The following is a 16,676-nucleotide window of genomic DNA, read 5'->3' on the forward strand; positions in this document are numbered from 1 at the left end:
GCAGAGCAGCATGAAGGCGAGCGCGGCGCCCGGGTGGCGCTCGAAGAACGCGTCGACTCCGCTAGACATTGACCACCACCGGCCTCTCCATGACGTAGCGCAGCTGCGAGACGAAGACCATCCGCCCGCGCTGGTAGCCCAGCGGCATGACGGACGGCAGGATGCCCCGCCTGATGCGCTTCTGGATGCGGTCCCTGCTGTATCCGGTCAGGCGCGCGGCCTCGGCCACGCTGACCGGGTGCTCGCCGTCCTTGGGCGGAGGGCACCCCCACTCCGTTGCTGGTATACTCATGTGTGACCTCCGTTGGTCTTTGCCCTCGTGGTGATTCCGGCACCACGGGGGCGCTCTGCTCTCTACATCGATAAACAGAAAATCTGGTCAAGCCCTCCCGGCCCGGCCACCGCCGCCGCCACGGGTCACGCGCGCCCGATGGGCGAAAGGAGTAGTCCCCATCGTTGCTGGTGGCATCCCTTGTCATGCCGTCTTCGCAGCGCCGTTGCGGCGCGCCCCGGTCTCGTGAAGCCTATTTCCCGCGACTGCGGAGCCATGGCGGCGACGATGGCGGGGCCGGTCTTGCGATAGCCTCGTCTCGTCCGATGGACACGTAGAAAGGGGAACCCATGCCGGACTTCGAGGACTTCGTGGCGTCGCTCGTCGACGACGCTGATCGCGACGAGGGCGCCCTTGCGCTCCTCCGCGCCTACCACTCCTGGCTCGTGACGGAGCTGCGCAGGTCGGCCCTGCAGGCCTCCGTGTGCGCGCTAGGCGCCGTCGCCGAGCAGTGGTCGATGGAGGAGGGCACCCTGTAGCGCCCTTGCGCGCCCACCACGCCGACGGCTCGCCGAGTCGGGGGTGACGCCGGGCGGGAGAGGACATGGCAGTATCCATGCACCCGACGCCCGCAAGCCGCCAGCGTGGCGGGCGCGCGCAGTTCTTGCGAGAGCGGCGAGGTGGACGATGGAGACGGCTGCGCGCGCAGAGACAGATGTTTGTCTTGTACCTGACGCCCCGGTCTTGGCCGTCGCCATGACCTGCCGCGCTGTGTGGGTCAGCGCGAATCCCCATCGCCCGCCTCGCCACTCTCGCCTTCGAGAGCGCCGGGGTCGGCGCACGGCACCTTGTGGTGGGAACGCCCGTGCGCCCATCCAGACGCTCTCGACTCGTGCGGGTCGTCGCAACGGAGCCCGCACCGACGGTTCCCTTCTTTGGGGGAGCCGACAAGCCCTGATTCATCCGCCCCTGCCCACGGACTTCGCCTCTTGCGTCGGTCGGGGTCTGTCTTTGGTGGTGGTATGTGCTTAGGCGGTTGACAGCCGCTCGTCAGTCAGACCAAACAGGTAGTCGACGGAGCAGCCGAACATCTGCGCCATCTCGCAGGCCTTGCTGGACGGGACGGAAGTCTCGTCCTTCTCCCAGCTTCGAATGGTTCTTGACACAACGCCAAGACGCTCAGCAAGACCTTCCTGGGTGAGGTTGTGCTTCACTCGCTCGGAAGCGATGTTGTTCATCGGCTTCACCTCCCTCTGAGTACTCACTGCGTGGTTACTGATGACCATAGTAACCAGTTTGCGGATATTTTCAACCCAAATTGAGAAAAATGTCTCCGATTTATGGTTATATGTACTCAAACAGAGAAAGCGCGAGGTGATTACCATGCCGTCAAATCAGAAGACCCCGCAGAACAACATGGGAGAGATGCGCAGGAGGGCTGGCCTCACGCAGAAACAGGCAGCCGAAGCGGCTGATATCCCGCTCGGAACGCTCAGAAGGTGGGAGCAGGGGCAAAATGATCCCGACATGGGCTCCTTGATGAAGCTGGCCGAGCTATATCACACGACCCTCGACTCGATGCTCGTAACGAATAGGGCCCTCCCTGCCAACGCCATCCCCGTGCGCGGCACCTCCGCGATGGTTCCCGTCCGCGTGCTCGGTCGCACCCACGCGGGCGAGCGCATGGACGAGCACGAGAGCGACTACGAGGCCGAGTTCCCCGAGGGCGTCGTGTCGCGGCACCCGAGGTGCTTCGCCCTCAAGGTCGAGGGAGACTGCATGAACCGCCGCTACCCGGAGGGGTGCCACGTGCTCGTAGACCCCGACGCCGAGCCGTCGAACGGGCGCGCGGTGGTCGCCGAGTTCGAGGACGGTCGCAGCGTGCTCCGTTGCTACTATCGCGGCCAGTCATCGCTCATGCTCACGGCTGACAGCTTTTCCGAGTACGAGGACATCATTCTGACCGGGGATGACCCCGTGAGGCTTGTTGGTGTCGTGGTCTGGTTCCAGGCTGAGAAGGAGGATGGAATCTGATGAAAAGGCAAATCGCGGCAGTGGCGCTGGTCGGGACGCTCGCCCTCGTAGGCTGCATGTCGCAGCCCGCCGATACGGCGGACGATACGCCGGTGGTGGAGGACACCGCCGCAGAGGAAGAGCCGGAAGAGGTGGTGGAGGAAGAAGCGGAGCCGGAGGTTAAGACGGCGGCGGTGGGCGAGCAAATCTCCTACGCCGCAAATACCGGCGGGCAGTTCCTTATCACGGTTGATGGCCTCGAATGGAGTCAGCGGGCAACCGAGAACAGCGGATTCGGCGATGGCTACTGCATGGGCTTCCTGCTCTTCAAGCTGACAAACGACGGCGTTGATACCTCCACCCCGTCCATGCGTCTCGGAAGGATGTGGCTGGAGGACTCCGACGGCGTGACACTCACCCCGGCCAACACCGGTTTCAGCTACGGGGAGTACGGCCTAGGCTTCGACTACAGCTTCGAGCTGTACGAGGACGGCCAGACCGTGCGCGTGGCCGTACCCTTCATGCTCCGTGAGGGATCCACGGACTACACCGCCGTAGTTGATGGCGTGCGTGTGCCGCTGACTCTCACCGAGGGGGACCGCCCCATAGCCTAGCCACAAAAAACCGCGCCCGCAGGGTCCGCCAAGACAAGCCTGCGAGCGCGAAAGGGTCCACCCCTCGACAGGATGGAGGGCACCATTATGCCACGACGCAGGGCACGAAGTACCTGGGGCTCCAACGAGGACGCCGGAAACGGCAGGCGCCGCCTGCGCTACTGGGCCGACCTCCACGACGGGCGCGGCTACACGCGTCACTCCATGACCATCGTCGGCTCGCGCCGCGACGGCGACGAGACGCTGGCGCGGCTGCGCGTGGAGCACAGCGCGGATAGGCCCACGCCCACGCTGCGCCAGGCTTACGAGGCGTGGTATCTCCCCGAGCTGCGCGAGCGCGTGGAGTCCGGGGACATGGCTCCGCATTCCATGACCATGTACGAGTCCACGTGGCGCGCCCATGTCTGCCCAGCATGGGGTAACACACCGGTTACCGACATACGCCCGCTGGGGGTTCAGCAGTGGCTGATGGGCATGACCACGGAGAGCGCGAGGAAGTCACTCGCTTTGATGGGGCGCGTCCTTGCCAAGTGCGTCCTCTACGAAGCCGCTCCAACCAATGTGGCCCGCGAGGACTACCGCATACCGCGCCGCACGGGACGCGAGCACAGCAAGGACGTGTACACCCTCTCGGAGCTTCTTGCGGCCCTCGACGCGGTGAGGGGAACAGCCGCATACATACCGGCGATAATGTGCGGTCTTGCGTCGTGCCGCGTCGGCGAGTCATTGGGGCCGCTCCGCGCTGAAGTGCGAGAGACGGAGGTTCACGGCATGACGCTCGCTGTGGTAGACATCGTGCGACAGGTTGACCGCTATGGCCACGTCGCTGACCGATTAAAGACTCGCTCCTCAGAGCGCCCGGTTGTGGTGCCCGAGCCGTGGGCGGCAGACGTGCTCGCGGTGGACGCCGAGTGGCTGTGCGACAATGGCTGCGGAGAGCCCATCGGGTCTGCCGTAGCCGGTCGCGCGTGGGATGCCAGACTCGCTGACGCGGGCCTCTCACCCATCCCATTCCGCAATCTCCGAAACTCGTGGCGCACCTACATGCGCTGGGAGTTGGGAGTGGCAGAGGACATGCTCGAGGCAATGATGGGCCACGTGGGCCGAAACGTCGGCGAGATACACTACGACCGCCCGCGATGGGAGGTCTTCGCGGCGGCGGTCGCGGATGCCTGGATGCGCTACCGTGCGCGTGATAATGGCTCGCTTGGGACGATTTAGGACAATCGACCAACGTTTCCGCAGTTAAATTAGGTTGTTACTATACTCCTTGAGTATACGGCATGGCGGGCGGGGTGGACACAGGGTCGCGCAACGGGCCGTGGGCGCCGGGGTCGTTCTTCTCTGCACCAAAAGGGCAGGTTTTGGGTTTTGAGGGCCTGCGCGCTTCTCGCACGTGCCCACCGTGGCACTTTGAGGAGGTTTTGGGCAATAGATTTTATATCTGAGCCCCAAACAGAGCGTCAGCCGAGAAGGGCCCGCACTTCTCGGCCGCAAAACCGCAGGTCAGAAGAGCCCTCAAGCCGAGAAGGACACGCTCTATCTGGCTGAGCATCAAACATTTTGCCCAAAACCGCCGCGATTTGACAGGGGTCGACGGAGAGGCGGGGCAGCCGATGGCGCAGGGACAACAGAACGCGCCGGGCCCGTGAGACCCGGCGCGCAAGAAGGAGGAGCGAGGGGACAACGAGCCGTGCTTACTTCTCCAAGCCGCTCTCCTCGGGCGGAAGGGGCTTCTTCCAGAAGGAGATGATCAGGCAGCCCACCACGGAGCCGATCAGCGCGGCGAGCAGCCACATGAGGCCGTTGCCGATGACCGGGGTGACCCAGGCGCCGCCGTGCGGGGCGGGGCTGGTGCAGCCAAAGAGCGCGGAGAGCGCGCCGGCAACGGCGGAGCCGATGATACAGGAGGGCAGCACGTGGCCGGGGTCGGCGGCGGCAAAGGGGATGGCGCCCTCAGAGATGAAGGACAGGCCCATGATGTAGTTCACGATGCCGGCGTTGCGGTCGGTCTTGGTCCAGCGGTTCTTGAAGAAGGTGGTGGAGAGAGCGATGACCAGCGGCGGGACCATGCCGCCCACCATGACGGAGGCCATCATCATCTGGCCGGTGGTGCCAAGGCCGCTCGCGGGGTCAAGCGCCGCGGTGCCAAAGACGTAGGCCGCCTTGTTGAAGGGGCCGCCCATGTCGACGGACATCATGCCGCCCAGAACAAGGCCGAGAAGGACGATGTTGTTGGTGCCCAGGCCGCGCAGGAAGTTGTTGAGCGCGGTGTTGATGAGGGCGAAGAGCGGGTTCAGGGCGAGCATGACCACTCCGATGGCGAGCACGCCGAGAATCGGGTAGATGAGCATCGGCTTGATGCCCTCGAGCGAGGACGGGAGCCGGTCGCAGAGCCGCTCGATGCCGAGCGTCATGTAGCCCGCGGCAAAGCCCGCGAAGAGCGCCGCGATGAAGCCGCCGGAGATGAGCCCGGAGGTGTCGAGCGTGGAGAGGTAGGCAAAGTCATAGCCCACCTTGGCGAAGATGCCGCCCACAAAGCCGGGCGCAAGGCCGGGCCTGTCCGCGATGGACATGGAGATGTAGCCCGCGAGGATGGGCAGCATGAAGCCGAAGGCCTCGTTGCCGATGGTCTTGAAGAGCGCGGCCGCCGGGATGGACGAGCCGTAGGCCGCGGTGCCGAGGCCCGGCTGGTCAATGAGGAACGCGATGGCCGTGAGGATGCCACCGCCGATCACAAACGGCAGCATGTGCGAGACGCCGTTCATGAGGTTCTTGTAGATGGTGCGGCCGATGCCCTCGCCCTCCACGCTCGCCGAAGCGGCGTCGGAGGAGCCGCCGGCGTGGTGGTACACGGCCGCCTCGCCGTTCATCACGATGTTGATGAGCGCCTCGGGCTCGTTGATGCCGCGAGTGACCGAGCAGCTGTAGACGGGCATCCCGTCAAAGCGCGCGAGGTCGATGTTCTTGTCGGCGGCAATGATCACGCCCTTGGCGCCGGCGATGTCCTGAGCGGTGATGACGTTCTTGGCGCCGCCCGAGCCCTGAGTCTCCACCTTGATGCGCACGCCCATCTCGGCGGCCTTCTTCTCCAGCGCCTCGGCAGTCATGTAGGTGTGGGCGATGCCCGTGGGGCAGGCCGTGATGGCAAGCACGTCGTAACCCGCGGCGTCACGCGCGGCGGCACCGGCAGCCTTGGCCCTCTCCTCGGCGAGGTGCTTGTCCTCCTCGGCATCCACGAGGGAGCGGAACTCCGCAGGCGTCTTGGCGGCGCGCAGGGCGGCGCAGAAGTCTGCGCCCAGGAGCAGCGTGGAGAGGCGGCTCAGCACCTCGAGGTGCGTGTTGGCCTCCCCCTCCGGCGCGGCGATGAGGAAGAGCAGCGTGGCAGGCTCGCCGTCCGCGGACTCGTAGTCAACGCCGGCGGGAACCGTCATGGCCGCGAGGCCCGGGGCAGAGACCGCCGCCGTCTTGGCGTGCGGGATGGCAATGCCGTCGCCGAGGCCCGTGGAGAACTGAGCCTCGCGCTCGCGCACCGCCGCGGCATAGGCCGCCTTGTCGGCCACGTTGCCGCCCTTGTCCATAAGCTCGACGAGCTCGTCGATGGCCTCCTCCTTAGACGCCGGCGCACCCCCGATCCCAATCGACTCAGGCTTAAGCAAATCCGTGATTCTCATTCCACAACCCTTTCTCCCCAAGGCAGCCACAGCCGCCCACTGCTGACGATTCGCACACGCCTCCCCCGACCCCGTGCCCCAAGGCCTTCGGGATGCGAGAAGAGCGCTGTTCCTAGTTGGTAGCCGCCAGGCGCGGGGCGATAAGGCCCGCCGCGAGTTCTGCAGACGCGCCCTTAGCGGCGAAGCTGTCCGAGCGCCGGGTCTTATCGCCCCGCGCCCGGCGGCGGACTGCTACGAAGAAGCGATCAACGCCTCCACCTCCGGCCTTGTGGCCAGGTGATCCGAGAACGCGCTGGCAGAGCCCGTTGCGAGTGCCATCTTGAAGGCGGTCTCGTAGCTGCCGGTCTCCATGAGGCCCGCGAGGAACCCGGCCACGGACGAGTCGCCCGCGCCCACGGAGTTGACCACGGTCCCCTTGGCGGCGGGGCTCTCAAAGACCTCGCCCGTCTCGGCGACGAGCACGCCGCCCTCCCCCGCCATGGAGACGAGCACGTTGGCCGCCCCCATCTCCCGGAGCTTCCGCGCGTACGGAACGACCTCGTCGCGCGTGCGCAGCGTGACGCCAAAGATGTCACCGAGCTCGTGGTTGTTGGGCTTCACGAGGAAGGGGCGGTACGGCAGGACCCGCGTGAGCAGGTCGCGCTCCGCGTCAACGACCACGCGCACGCCACGGCCATTGAGGCGCGCCATGATGCGCTCGTACATGTCGTGCGGCAGCGCGGAGGGAACGGAGCCCGAGATGACGAGCGTGTCGCCCTCGCCCAGCGCGTCGATCTTGGAGAAGAGCTCCTCGACGTCCTTCTCGGTGATGTTTGGTCCCTGGCCGTTGAGCTCGGTCTCCTCGTTGCTCTTGACCTTGGCGTTGATGCGCGTCATGCCCTCCGCGACGCGGATGAAGTCGCAGTCCACGCCCGCCTCGGCGCACAGACGGCAGAGCTCGTCGCCCGTGAATCCCGCCACAAAGCCGAGCGCGCGGCTCGCGTGCCCGAGGTTGCCGAGCACGATGGAGACGTTCACGCCCTTTCCACCCGGCAGGACCTTCTCGTACGTTGTCCGGTTGATGGTCCCGAGGCGCATGTCGTCCACGCGGACGATGTAGTCGAGCGACGGGTTGAACGTTACGGTGCAGATCACAGCGCCACCTCCACGACGTTGTCGAATGCCTTGTACTTCTCGGGGACGTCCCCGCAGGTGACGATCGTGGCGGAGTCAAAGGCGCCAAACCTCACGAGGCTCGTGTTGTCAAACTTGGTGGCGTCCGTGAGCACGTAGCGACGGGCCGTGTGCTCCATGGTGAGCTGCTTAATCAGGGCCTCGTTGCTCTCCGGCGAGGTGAGGCCGTTCTCCGGGGTGATGCCGTTCACGCCCCAGAAGCCAATGGTGAAGTGATAGCGCGAGAGCGCCGCGATGGTGTCCGGTCCCACGAGGGACTCCGTGGCGCTCTTGAGCTCACCGCCCAGAACCGTGACGTGAAAGCCGCGGGCCGCAAGCTTCATGGCGTGCGAGACGGAGTCGGTGACGTAGCGGGCGCCGCGCTCGGTCAGATGGTTGATGAGCTCCTCCACGGTGGAGCCAGCGTCAAGGTAGACGAGGTCATCGGGGCCCACGAGCGTGGCGGCAAAGGCGCAGATGGCGCGCTTCTCCTCGGCGTGCAGACCATGGCGCTCCTCGAGCGTGAGGTCGCGCGTGAGGTGCGCGGACTCGAGCGTCGTGGCGCCGCCGTGAACCTTCACCAGACGGTGCGCCTGGTCGAGCTTGTCCAGGTCGCGGCGGATGGTGGACTCTGAGATGTCGAGGGCGGCGGCGAGCTCCGTGACGGTTGCCGTCCCCTGTCGCGCGACCATCTCCACGATGCGCGCGAGGCGCTCCTCTGCCAGCATGCTAGGCCTCCTCGGGATAGGTGACGCCCCACGCGCGGCGGAGGGCGGTCATGAGATCCATGACGTCGGACGCGTAGTCGAGAAGCACGCGCTTCTCGGTGTCTCCCGCCGCCGCTGCCTCGAGGTCGGCCATCTCGTAGCAGAGCGCGTAACCGGAGGCTCCGGCGCTGACGGTCTCGCGGCGACCGTCCTCGGTCCACACGATCGTGGCGGTGTCCGCGCGCGGGTACTCCATGACCTCAACGTAGCAGCGGTCGAACGAGAGGACCGCGCGCTTGGGCTGCTTGGAGTGCAGGGTGAGCGAGACCACGCCGAGCTGGCCCTCGGCGTTGCGACACACGATCCCGCCGGCCTCGTCCACGCCCGTGACGGCGAGGTTGCCGAGCGAGACCACCTCGGTGGGCTGGCTCTCCATGAAGAGGCGCATGAGGCTGAGCGCGTAGACGCCAATGTCGAGCATCGCGCCGCCCGCGAGGTTGATGTTGTAGAAGCGGTTGGTGAGGTCGCCGTACCCCTTGTAGGAGCCAAAGTTGAGCTGCGCGAGGTTCATGCGGCCAAACTCCCCCGCACGGGCGCGGCGAAGGAGCTCCTGGTAGAGCGGCATGTGGAGGATGGTCGTTGCGTCCATGAGCACAACGCCGTTGGCGTCCGCGAGCTCGCGCGCCTCCTTGAGCTCGGCGGAGTTGAGCGTGATGGACTTCTCACAGAGCACGTGCTTGCCGGCAGCAAGGGCACCGCGTAGGTAGCGGATGTGCGTGTTGTGCGGCGTGGTGATGTAGATCGCGTCGATGGAGGGATCGGAGTAAAGCTCCTCGACGGTGTCATAGACGCGCTCCACGCCGTACTTCTCGGCAAATGAGACGGCCTTCTCGTGGGTACGGTTTGCGACCCCGCGGAGGTGGCGGCCTGCGAGCGCGAGGGCGGAGGCCATCTGGTTGGCAATGACGCCGCAGCCGATGACGGCCCACCTCAGCTGCGGGGCCGTGAAGATGTCCTCGGGGAACGGCTGGCTCTCAACGGCGGCAAAGGCGGCGGATGCCGCGGCCGCAGAGTCGAGCGGTGCGTTCTTCTCGGTGTCTTGCATGTGGCCTCCTCACCTACTGGGTCCTACTCGGTGATTCTCATTTTTGCGCAATTTCTTTCATTTTTGCGCACGTTTATGCATTCTGACGGCGAACGGTAGCAGAATTACCCTAAATGGTCATATTCGGTCAGATATGAGCAACTTTGCGCAGAGCATTGCGCCGTGAAACGTCCGCAACTCGCCCCGTCCCAAGATACGGGCAGGTTCTGGACGTTCTACCGAGAAGAACCGTCCACAACCTGCCCGTACTCCACCTGCGGGCAGTTTGTGGACGTTCTGGACACCCAGACCGTCCGGAACCTGCCCGTATGGGCACAACATGAAAGAGGGGCCACGGGCGAGAAGAACCCGCGGCCCCAGGCCGTGCAAGTTGTGGTACTCCCCTACTCGATGGCAGCCTTGAACCAGCTGGTGAGCGAGGTGGGGTGCGTGATACCGGTACCCACGACGACGGCCCAGGCGCCCGCGTCGATGGCAGTCTTGGCGTCGGCCGGGGTGTGGACGTGGCCCTCGCAGATGATCGGGTAATCGGGGAACTCCGAGGTGGCCTGCTTGAGCAGCGGCACGTCGGGACCGTCCTCGAGCGTGGTGTCGATGGCGGCCTTGTTGTGGGAGAGCGTCGTGGACACGAGGTCGCAGCCGCAGGCGACGGCACGACGAATGTCCTCGATGGTCATGCAGTCGGCCATGATGAGAACGTCGCTCTGGGCGCGGATGGCCTCGACGGTCTCCTCGAAGGTGCGGCCGTCCGGGCGCGGGCGGTCCGTGGCGTCGAGGGCAACCACGTCGGCGCCGGCGTTCACGCACGCCATGGCGTGGCGCAGCGTGGGCGTGATGTAGACGCCCTCGTGACCCTCCTTCCAGAGGCCGATGACGGGAATCTCCACACGACCCTTGATAGCCGCAATGTCAGAGAGGCCCTGGCAGCGGATGGCAGCAGCGCCGCCGAGCTCGCAGGCGCGCGACATCTGCGCCATGGTCTCGGGGTGGCGCAGCGGCTCGCCGGGATAGGCCTGGACGGAGACGATGAGCTTCCCCTTGAGCGACTGAACGAGCGGTGAGATGGGCATGGCACCTTCCCTTCCGAGAAAACCTGACAAAGGTGACAGGGTAGTTTGTCAGGTTTTAAACGGCGGATACGGCGGGAAAACCTGACAAACTACCCTGTCACCTTTGTCAGGTTTTCCGCGAGGCTAGTCGGAGACTTCGGCGTAGCCGGAGCAAACGAAGTTCTCGGCCGCACCGACGAGCGGGGCGTCGCCGCCAAGCTCGCCACCAACGATGGGCGTGGTGGCAACGGGCGGCATGGCCTGGCCCTTGAAGGCCTCCGCCATGGAGTCGGACCAGTCCGGGCCGCACTGCGCCACGGAACCGGAGAGAATCACGACGTCGGGGTCGAGCATGTTGCACATGCTGCCCAGGACCTCACCGAGCGCGCGGCCGGCACGGGACTCCGCCGCCTTGGCGGCCTTGTCACCGGCAGCGGCACGGCGGTCGATCTCGGCGCCGTCCATCGGCGTGCCGTCAGGCTTCTCGGCGTCACCGCCCAGGCGCACGTACTCGCGGATGATGCCGGGGCCGGCAGCGATGGGCTCGAGGTGCCCGGTTGCACCGCAGGAGCACGGAACGCCAGCGGCGGCCGGGCAGCAGACGTGGCCAATGTGGCCGGCCTCGTCGTGAGCGCCGAGCATGATCTTGCCGTACTCGACGAACGCGCCGCCGATGCCGGTCCCAACAGCGGCGACGAGGCAGCTCTTGGCATCGCGGCCGCCACCCCAGCGGGCCTCGCCCAGCGCGTGCGCGTGAACGTCGTTGAGAACGCGGCACGGGAGACCGGTCGCAGCGGTGACCTCGGCACCGAGATGGGTGCCGCCCCAGCCGGGCATGAGCTCGTTGGCAAAGGTGATGTCACCGTTTCGGGGGTTCACCACGCCGGCCGAGGAGATGCCAACGCCCACGGGCTTCTCGCCTGCGCGCTCGATGGCAGCCTTCACCTGCGCCAGGACGGTCGCGAGCACATACTCGCCGCCCTTCATGGCCTCGGTGGGGACCTTCTGGACCTTCTCGATGACGGGGGCCTCCCCTCCCAGGGTGACGAGCCCGCACGCAATCTTGGTGCCGCCGATGTCAACGGCAACGATGGTCTGGCTCATGGGTGCCTCCTAGAGAAGGCCGTTGTCAACGAGGACCTTCTTGATGGCCTCGACGTTGTCGCCCTCGAGGGCCTTGACCGGGCGCGGCATGATGTTGGAGTCAAAGACGCCCAGGAGCCAGAGCGCGGTCTTGAAGGCGCCCACGCCACCGGCATAGCCCTGCACGCCGGAGGTGACGTCAAAGATGTGGGAGATCTCGTTCAGGCGGTCCTGCTCTGCCTTGACCGTGGCCCAGTCGCCGGCCTGCGCGGCCTTCCACATGCGGACGTAGCCCGCGGGCTCAACGTTGGCGAGGCCGGGGACGGAACCGTCGGCGCCGGAGAGGTACGCGCCGTCGACCACGATCTCGTGGCCGGTGAGCAGCGACAGCGGGTGACCGGCCTTCTCGTTCTCCTGGCAGAGGTAGCGGAAGGAGATGTCGTCACCAGAGGAGTCCTTGACGCCGGCGAGCACGCCCTCCTTGCCAAGCTTGACGAGCAGCGGCCACGGAAGCTTGGTGTGAACGCACACGGGAATGTCATAGGCAAAGATGGGGAGGTCAAGCTCCTCGTGCAGGATGCGGAAGTGCTCCTCGACCTCGGTCATGCCGCCGAGCGCGTAGAACGGGGCGGTGGCCACGAGGGCGTCGGCGCCAAGCTCCTGGGCAACCTTGCCGTGCTCGAGGACGCGCTCGGTCTCGGTGTCGATGATGCCCACGAGGACGGGCACGCGGTGGTCGACGATGCGGATGGCCTCGGAGATGATCTGACGGCGGCGCTCGTCGGTGGAGAAGACGACCTCGCCGGAGGAGCCGAGGAAGAAGAGGCCGTCAACGCCGGCGTCGATCATGCGGTTGATGAGACGCTCAAAGGAGGGAACGTCGAGCTGGTGGTCGGGGGTGTCGGGAACAACGACGGGAGGAACGACGCCCGTGATCTTAAGGTCTGCCATGCTAATCCTTTCTCCGTGGGCGGGGGTGGCCCGGTTATGGGATGGAGCACTCAGATGCTAGGCCATGCGCGGCGAGAAGAACATGCCGCCGGCCGATTTCGCAAAGCGGGCGCGCCTTGCGGCGCGCCCGCAGATGGAACGGTTGGAGCCTACTTGCCCAGGTTGGGGTGAAGCAGCGACGGCGCCGCTCCGAGAAGCGTCTTGGTGTAGGCGTCCTGCGGATCCTCGAAGATCTGCTTCGCGGGGCCCTGCTCCATAATCTGGCCGTGGTTCATGACGACGATGCGGTCGGAGATGTAGCGCTCCGTCTGGATGTCATGACTGATGAAGACCATGGCAAGGCCAAGCTCCTTCTTGAGGTCCGTAAGCAGGTTCAGAATCTGCGCGCGGACGGAGACGTCGAGGGCCGACGTTGGCTCGTCGGCGATGATGACGTCGGGCTGGAGCGACAGGGCACGCGCAATGGCGACGCGCTGGCGCTGGCCGCCGGAGAGCTGGCCCGGGAGGGCGTACATCGCCGAGGACGGCAGTCCGACGATGCCAAGAAGCTCGCGAACGCGCGCCTCGCGCTCGTCCTCGGTGCCCACCTTATGGACCACCAGGGGGTCAAGCAGCTGGTCATGGACTGACATGCGCGGGTTCAGGGCCGTGGCCGGGTTCTGGAACACGACGGAGACCACGCGGCCGATCTTCTTGCGAAGCTCCGCGGTGCGCTTCGTGACGTCGTCACCCTTGAAGTAGACGTGACCGTCGGTCGGCGACTGAAGGCCGCACATGACGTTGGCCGTCGTGGACTTGCCGCAGCCGGACTCGCCGACGATACCGATCGTCTCGCCGGGCATGAGCTTGAGCGTGAGGCCGTTGACGGCGTGCACGTGGTTGGGGTGGAAGAGCGAGCCCGTGCGGGACTTGAACGTGACCGAGATGTTGTCCAGGAAGATGATGGGCATCTGCTCGGTGGTCTTCTCTGCCATCTACCTCACCTCCAGTCGGGAAACGAGACCGTTCTTCGCGAGCTCCTCGTCCGGGATCTCCGAGACGTAGTGGTGGACGGCGCCGGGAACGGGCTTGAGGATGGGATGGACGTCGAGGCCCACCGTCGGGTGGCTCGAGCGCGGGGCAAAGCGGTCGCCCTTGGGGAAGTCCGCCGGGCTCGGGACGGAGCCGGGAACCTGGTGCAGGCGCGTGCCGTCGTGTGCCTCGATGGAGAGGACGGCGCCGAGAAGACCCTGGGTGTACTCGTGGATCGGGTTGGTGAGCAGCTCCTTGGTGGGGGCGGACTCGATGACCTGACCGGCGTACATGACGGTGATCTCGGAGGCGACCTCAGCAACGAGGGCCAGGTCGTGGGACACGAAGATCATCGCGAAGCCGAGCTGCTTCTGAAGGTCGTTCAGGAGCTTGATGACCTGCTTCTGAACCGTGACGTCGAGGGCCGTGGTGGGCTCGTCGCAGATGACGAGCGACGGGTTCCTCGTGAGCGCCATGGCGATGATGACGCGCTGGCACTGGCCACCGGAGAGCTCGTGCGGGTAGCTCTCGAGCGTGCGCTTGGGGTCGAGGCCGACGAGCTCGAGGAGCTCCTCGGCGCTACGGGTGCCGCCGCGGCTCGTGAGCTGCTTCATCTGGGCGGAGATGAGCATGGACGGGTTGAGCGAGGACAGGGAGTCCTGGTAGACCATCGCGAGCTCGTGGCCCAGCAGCTTGCGGTGCTCCTCCTTGGTGAGCTTGAGGAGGTCCTTGCCCTTGTAGAGGATCTGGCCCTCGATGCGGGCGTTGTCGGGCAGGAGGTTCATGATGGTCTTGGTGGTGATGGACTTGCCGCAGCCGGACTCGCCCACGAGTGCCATGCACTGGCCCGGGCGCACGTCAAAGGAGACGTTGTCCACAACGTGGACGTCACCGTGGCGCGGGAAGCCAATGGAGAGGTTCTTGACCTGAAGGATGGGCTCGACGGAGTAGTCGGGCACGCGACGGTCGGTACGGGCAAGCTCCACCTCGCGGAGTGCCCCGAGGCGACGGGCGAGAGAGTCGGCCTGCTCCTTGTAGGCACGGACCGGGTCGGCCACGAGAAGGTCGGCCTCGCGACGGCTGTCGGCGTTCTCGTTGCTCACGGGAGCGGACGGGGCGGCGGCCATGGCGTCGGTCAGACCCTCGGAGAGGATGTTGAGCGCAAGGCAGGTGACCATGATCGCGATGCCCGGGAAGAGCGCCTGCCACCAGCGGCCGAGAAGGACGCCGTCACGCGCGGACGAGAGGATGTTGCCCCACGTGGCGGTGGGCTCGGCGATGCCGGCGCCGATGAAGGTCAGCGAGGCCTCGAAGATGATGGCGTCAGCGACGAGCGTGACCGTGAAGACCATGATCGGCGCGATGCAGTTGCGCAGGACGTGCTTCGTGAGGATCCACGGGGCGCGGGCGCCGGCGACGATGACCGCGCGGACGTAGTCCTCGCCGTACTCGGACACCACGTTGGCGCGGACGATGCGCGCGATCTGCGGCGTATACATGAAGCCGATCGAGAAGATGATGGCCGGGACGGAGTTGCCCAGGATGAGGACCAGGATGGCCGCGAGGGCGATGCCCGGGATGGACATGATGACGTCGAGGACGCGCATGATGACCTCAGAGACGGCCTTGCGAGAGACCGCGGCGAGGGCACCGATGACCGAGCCGAGCACGAGCGCGAAGAGCGTGGCGCCAAAGCCGATCACGAGCGAGTACTGACCGCCGTAGAGCATACGAGAGAGGATGTCGCGGCCGATGTTGTCCGTGCCGAAGATATGCTCGGCCGAGGGCGGCTGGTAGGCAACCGTGATCTCGAGCGGGTCATGCGGCGCGAGCACAGGGGCCAGGATGGCGGAGAGCGCCACCAGGACGAGAAGGACGAGCGAGATCTTGCTGGGGACGCTCATCTTCTTGAGGCCACCGAGCTTCAGGCCCTTGGCGGCAGCCTTCTCGAGCGTCTGGGTCTGCTTTTCTCTGATCTTTGTCATGGGGCCTACACCGTCCTAATGCGCGGGTTGATCAGCAGGTACAGCATGTCAACCACGATGTTGATGATGACGAAGGCCAGAGCCACGACCACGACGACGCCCTGGACGAGCATGATCTCGCCGCCGGTGATGCCCCTCTGGATGAGGGTGCCCATGCCGGGAAGGGCGAAGATGACCTCGATGACGACCGCGCCGCCCATGAGGTAGCCGATCTTGAGGCCGAGCGTGGTGATGGGCGTAATGAGAGCGTTGCGCAGAACGTTCTTGGCGATGACGACGTTCTCGGGGATGCCCGAGCCGCGAGCCGTCTGCACGTAGTCCTTGTCGAGCTCCTCGACCATGGCGGTACGCACGATACGCGTCATCTGGCCGATGACCGGGAAGGCCAGGGCGATGGCGGGCATGATCATGCGGCCGAAGTAGCCGCCGGGGTTGGTGAAGAGGTCGGGAAGCGCGCCGGCAGAGGGGAAGACCCTCGTGAGGCCGGCCATGGTCACGAGGAGGATGAGGAGAACCGCCAGCCAAAAGGACGGCGTCGCGATGCCCGCAATCGATATCACTCGGATTATCTGGTCAGGCCATTTGTCTCTATAGATTGCCGATATCACGCCCAGGGTAAACGAGAAGACGGCAGCGATCAGAAGGCCGAAGAACGTGAGCTGCATGGTGATGGGCAGGGCCGAGGCGATGGCGTCGGAGACCGGGGTCTGACGCGTGCCATAGGTGCCCAGGTCGCCCTGGCAGAGGCCGACGATGTAGTCGACGTAGCGGACGGGCCACGGGTCGTTCATGCCGTGCTCCTCCATGTACTCCTCGACCTGCTCCGGCGACGCGCCCTCGCCAAGTGCGGTGCGCGCGGGGATGGAGGGGTCGGTGAAGGACATGAGGAAGAACACGAGCAGGGTAACGCCCAGGGCCATGATCGGCAGCGCGATGATGCGCCGACCGATGAGGCGCAGGAGGTTGTTCATACCCTCTCCTCTCTCATATGCCTACAGTTCAAAAGAGGGGCCCGAGCTTAACCTTGCCCGGGCCCCTCGAACGTCCTTGTGGATCCCCAG

At 65.7% G+C, this 16,676-nt stretch carries 16 protein-coding genes; 4 read left to right on the forward strand and 12 right to left on the reverse strand.

The annotated features are described in order from the left end of the window. Positions 1-61: 61 nt before the first annotated feature. The gene (locus QUW25_RS02630; protein ID WP_289510680.1) at positions 62-292 is read right to left on the reverse strand and encodes a hypothetical protein; all 231 of its coding nucleotides are present in this window, start codon (positions 290-292) and stop codon (positions 62-64) included. A 329-nt stretch (positions 293-621) separates the two neighbouring features. On the opposite strand from QUW25_RS02630, the gene QUW25_RS02635 reads away from it, so the two are divergent. Beyond that, a complete protein-coding gene (locus QUW25_RS02635) occupies positions 622-810 on the forward strand; it encodes a hypothetical protein (RefSeq protein ID WP_289510681.1) in 189 nt (62 codons plus the stop codon). A 489-nt stretch (positions 811-1,299) separates the two neighbouring features. On the opposite strand, the gene QUW25_RS02640 is transcribed toward QUW25_RS02635, so the two are convergent. Next, positions 1,300-1,509: a helix-turn-helix transcriptional regulator gene (locus QUW25_RS02640; RefSeq protein WP_289510682.1), complete on the reverse strand. Its 210-nt coding sequence runs from the start codon at positions 1,507-1,509 to the stop codon at positions 1,300-1,302. Between the two features lie 145 nt (positions 1,510-1,654). On the opposite strand from QUW25_RS02640, the gene QUW25_RS02645 reads away from it, so the two are divergent. The 3 genes from QUW25_RS02645 (at position 1,655) to QUW25_RS02655 (ending at position 4,119) form a co-directional block, all read left to right on the forward strand. Next, positions 1,655-2,305, forward strand: a complete 651-nt coding sequence (locus QUW25_RS02645) for a LexA family protein (protein ID WP_289510683.1) — start codon at positions 1,655-1,657, stop codon at positions 2,303-2,305. Next, the gene (locus QUW25_RS02650; protein WP_289510684.1) at positions 2,305-2,898 is read left to right on the forward strand and encodes a hypothetical protein; all 594 of its coding nucleotides are present in this window, start codon (positions 2,305-2,307) and stop codon (positions 2,896-2,898) included. Before QUW25_RS02645 ends, QUW25_RS02650 begins: the two co-directional genes overlap by 1 nt. An 87-nt stretch (positions 2,899-2,985) precedes the next feature. Beyond that, positions 2,986-4,119 carry a hypothetical protein gene (locus QUW25_RS02655; RefSeq protein ID WP_289510685.1) on the forward strand — a complete coding sequence of 378 codons (1,134 nt, stop codon included), beginning with the start codon at positions 2,986-2,988 and terminating at the stop codon, positions 4,117-4,119. 476 nt (positions 4,120-4,595) lie between these two features. Here the strand turns inward: QUW25_RS02655 and QUW25_RS02660 are convergent, their stop codons facing one another. The 10 genes from QUW25_RS02660 to QUW25_RS02705 form a co-directional block, all read right to left on the reverse strand. Next, a complete protein-coding gene (locus QUW25_RS02660; RefSeq protein ID WP_289510686.1) occupies positions 4,596-6,572 on the reverse strand; it encodes a PTS fructose transporter subunit IIABC in 1,977 nt (658 codons plus the stop codon). Positions 6,573-6,803: 231 nt separating this feature from the next. Beyond that, positions 6,804-7,706, reverse strand: coding sequence for a 1-phosphofructokinase (gene pfkB, locus QUW25_RS02665; protein ID WP_289510687.1), 903 nt, complete (start codon positions 7,704-7,706; stop codon positions 6,804-6,806). After that, a complete protein-coding gene (locus QUW25_RS02670) occupies positions 7,703-8,452 on the reverse strand; it encodes a DeoR/GlpR family DNA-binding transcription regulator (protein ID WP_289510688.1) in 750 nt (249 codons plus the stop codon). The genes pfkB and QUW25_RS02670 overlap by 4 nt, the downstream gene beginning before the upstream one ends. A gap of 1 nt (position 8,453) precedes the next feature. Then, entirely contained in the window at positions 8,454-9,536 is a 1,083-nt protein-coding gene (locus QUW25_RS02675) for a Gfo/Idh/MocA family protein (RefSeq protein ID WP_289510689.1), read from the reverse strand. A gap of 383 nt (positions 9,537-9,919) precedes the next feature. Further along, on the reverse strand, positions 9,920-10,606 hold the full coding sequence (locus tag QUW25_RS02680) for an N-acetylmannosamine-6-phosphate 2-epimerase (protein WP_289510690.1): 687 nt from the start codon (positions 10,604-10,606) through the stop codon (positions 9,920-9,922). 123 nt (positions 10,607-10,729) lie between these two features. After that, a complete protein-coding gene (locus tag QUW25_RS02685; protein WP_289510691.1) occupies positions 10,730-11,689 on the reverse strand; it encodes an ROK family protein in 960 nt (319 codons plus the stop codon). A 9-nt stretch (positions 11,690-11,698) separates the two neighbouring features. Continuing rightward, entirely contained in the window at positions 11,699-12,619 is a 921-nt protein-coding gene (locus QUW25_RS02690; RefSeq protein WP_289510692.1) for a dihydrodipicolinate synthase family protein, read from the reverse strand. 149 nt (positions 12,620-12,768) lie between these two features. Beyond that, positions 12,769-13,593, reverse strand: a complete 825-nt coding sequence (locus QUW25_RS02695) for an ABC transporter ATP-binding protein (RefSeq protein ID WP_289510693.1) — start codon at positions 13,591-13,593, stop codon at positions 12,769-12,771. Then, the gene (locus QUW25_RS02700) at positions 13,594-15,615 is read right to left on the reverse strand and encodes a dipeptide/oligopeptide/nickel ABC transporter permease/ATP-binding protein (protein ID WP_289510694.1); all 2,022 of its coding nucleotides are present in this window, start codon (positions 15,613-15,615) and stop codon (positions 13,594-13,596) included. A 5-nt stretch (positions 15,616-15,620) separates the two neighbouring features. Then, the gene (locus tag QUW25_RS02705) at positions 15,621-16,586 is read right to left on the reverse strand and encodes an ABC transporter permease (protein WP_289510695.1); all 966 of its coding nucleotides are present in this window, start codon (positions 16,584-16,586) and stop codon (positions 15,621-15,623) included. Positions 16,587-16,676: the final 90 nt, after the last annotated feature.

This window comes from Thermophilibacter provencensis (genome assembly GCF_030372065.1).
GTDB classification, from domain to species: Bacteria; Actinomycetota; Coriobacteriia; order Coriobacteriales; family Atopobiaceae; genus Thermophilibacter; species Thermophilibacter provencensis_A.

Coding starts and splice junctions, on each gene's coding strand:
- QUW25_RS02655 (WP_289510685.1), top strand. CDS start 2,986: ATGCCACGACGCAGGGCACGAAGTACCTGGGGCTCCAACGAGGACGCC.
- QUW25_RS02635 (WP_289510681.1), top strand. CDS start 622: ATGCCGGACTTCGAGGACTTCGTGGCGTCGCTCGTCGACGACGCTGAT.
- QUW25_RS02705 (WP_289510695.1), bottom strand. CDS start 16,586: ATGAACAACCTCCTGCGCCTCATCGGTCGGCGCATCATCGCGCTGCCG.
- QUW25_RS02675 (WP_289510689.1), bottom strand. CDS start 9,536: ATGCAAGACACCGAGAAGAACGCACCGCTCGACTCTGCGGCCGCGGCA.
- QUW25_RS02695 (WP_289510693.1), bottom strand. CDS start 13,593: ATGGCAGAGAAGACCACCGAGCAGATGCCCATCATCTTCCTGGACAAC.
- QUW25_RS02640 (WP_289510682.1), bottom strand. CDS start 1,509: ATGAACAACATCGCTTCCGAGCGAGTGAAGCACAACCTCACCCAGGAA.
- QUW25_RS02660 (WP_289510686.1), bottom strand. CDS start 6,572: ATGAGAATCACGGATTTGCTTAAGCCTGAGTCGATTGGGATCGGGGGT.
- QUW25_RS02630 (WP_289510680.1), bottom strand. CDS start 292: ATGAGTATACCAGCAACGGAGTGGGGGTGCCCTCCGCCCAAGGACGGC.
- QUW25_RS02650 (WP_289510684.1), top strand. CDS start 2,305: ATGAAAAGGCAAATCGCGGCAGTGGCGCTGGTCGGGACGCTCGCCCTC.
- QUW25_RS02700 (WP_289510694.1), bottom strand. CDS start 15,615: ATGACAAAGATCAGAGAAAAGCAGACCCAGACGCTCGAGAAGGCTGCC.
- QUW25_RS02690 (WP_289510692.1), bottom strand. CDS start 12,619: ATGGCAGACCTTAAGATCACGGGCGTCGTTCCTCCCGTCGTTGTTCCC.
- QUW25_RS02680 (WP_289510690.1), bottom strand. CDS start 10,606: ATGCCCATCTCACCGCTCGTTCAGTCGCTCAAGGGGAAGCTCATCGTC.
- QUW25_RS02685 (WP_289510691.1), bottom strand. CDS start 11,689: ATGAGCCAGACCATCGTTGCCGTTGACATCGGCGGCACCAAGATTGCG.
- QUW25_RS02645 (WP_289510683.1), top strand. CDS start 1,655: ATGCCGTCAAATCAGAAGACCCCGCAGAACAACATGGGAGAGATGCGC.
- QUW25_RS02670 (WP_289510688.1), bottom strand. CDS start 8,452: ATGCTGGCAGAGGAGCGCCTCGCGCGCATCGTGGAGATGGTCGCGCGA.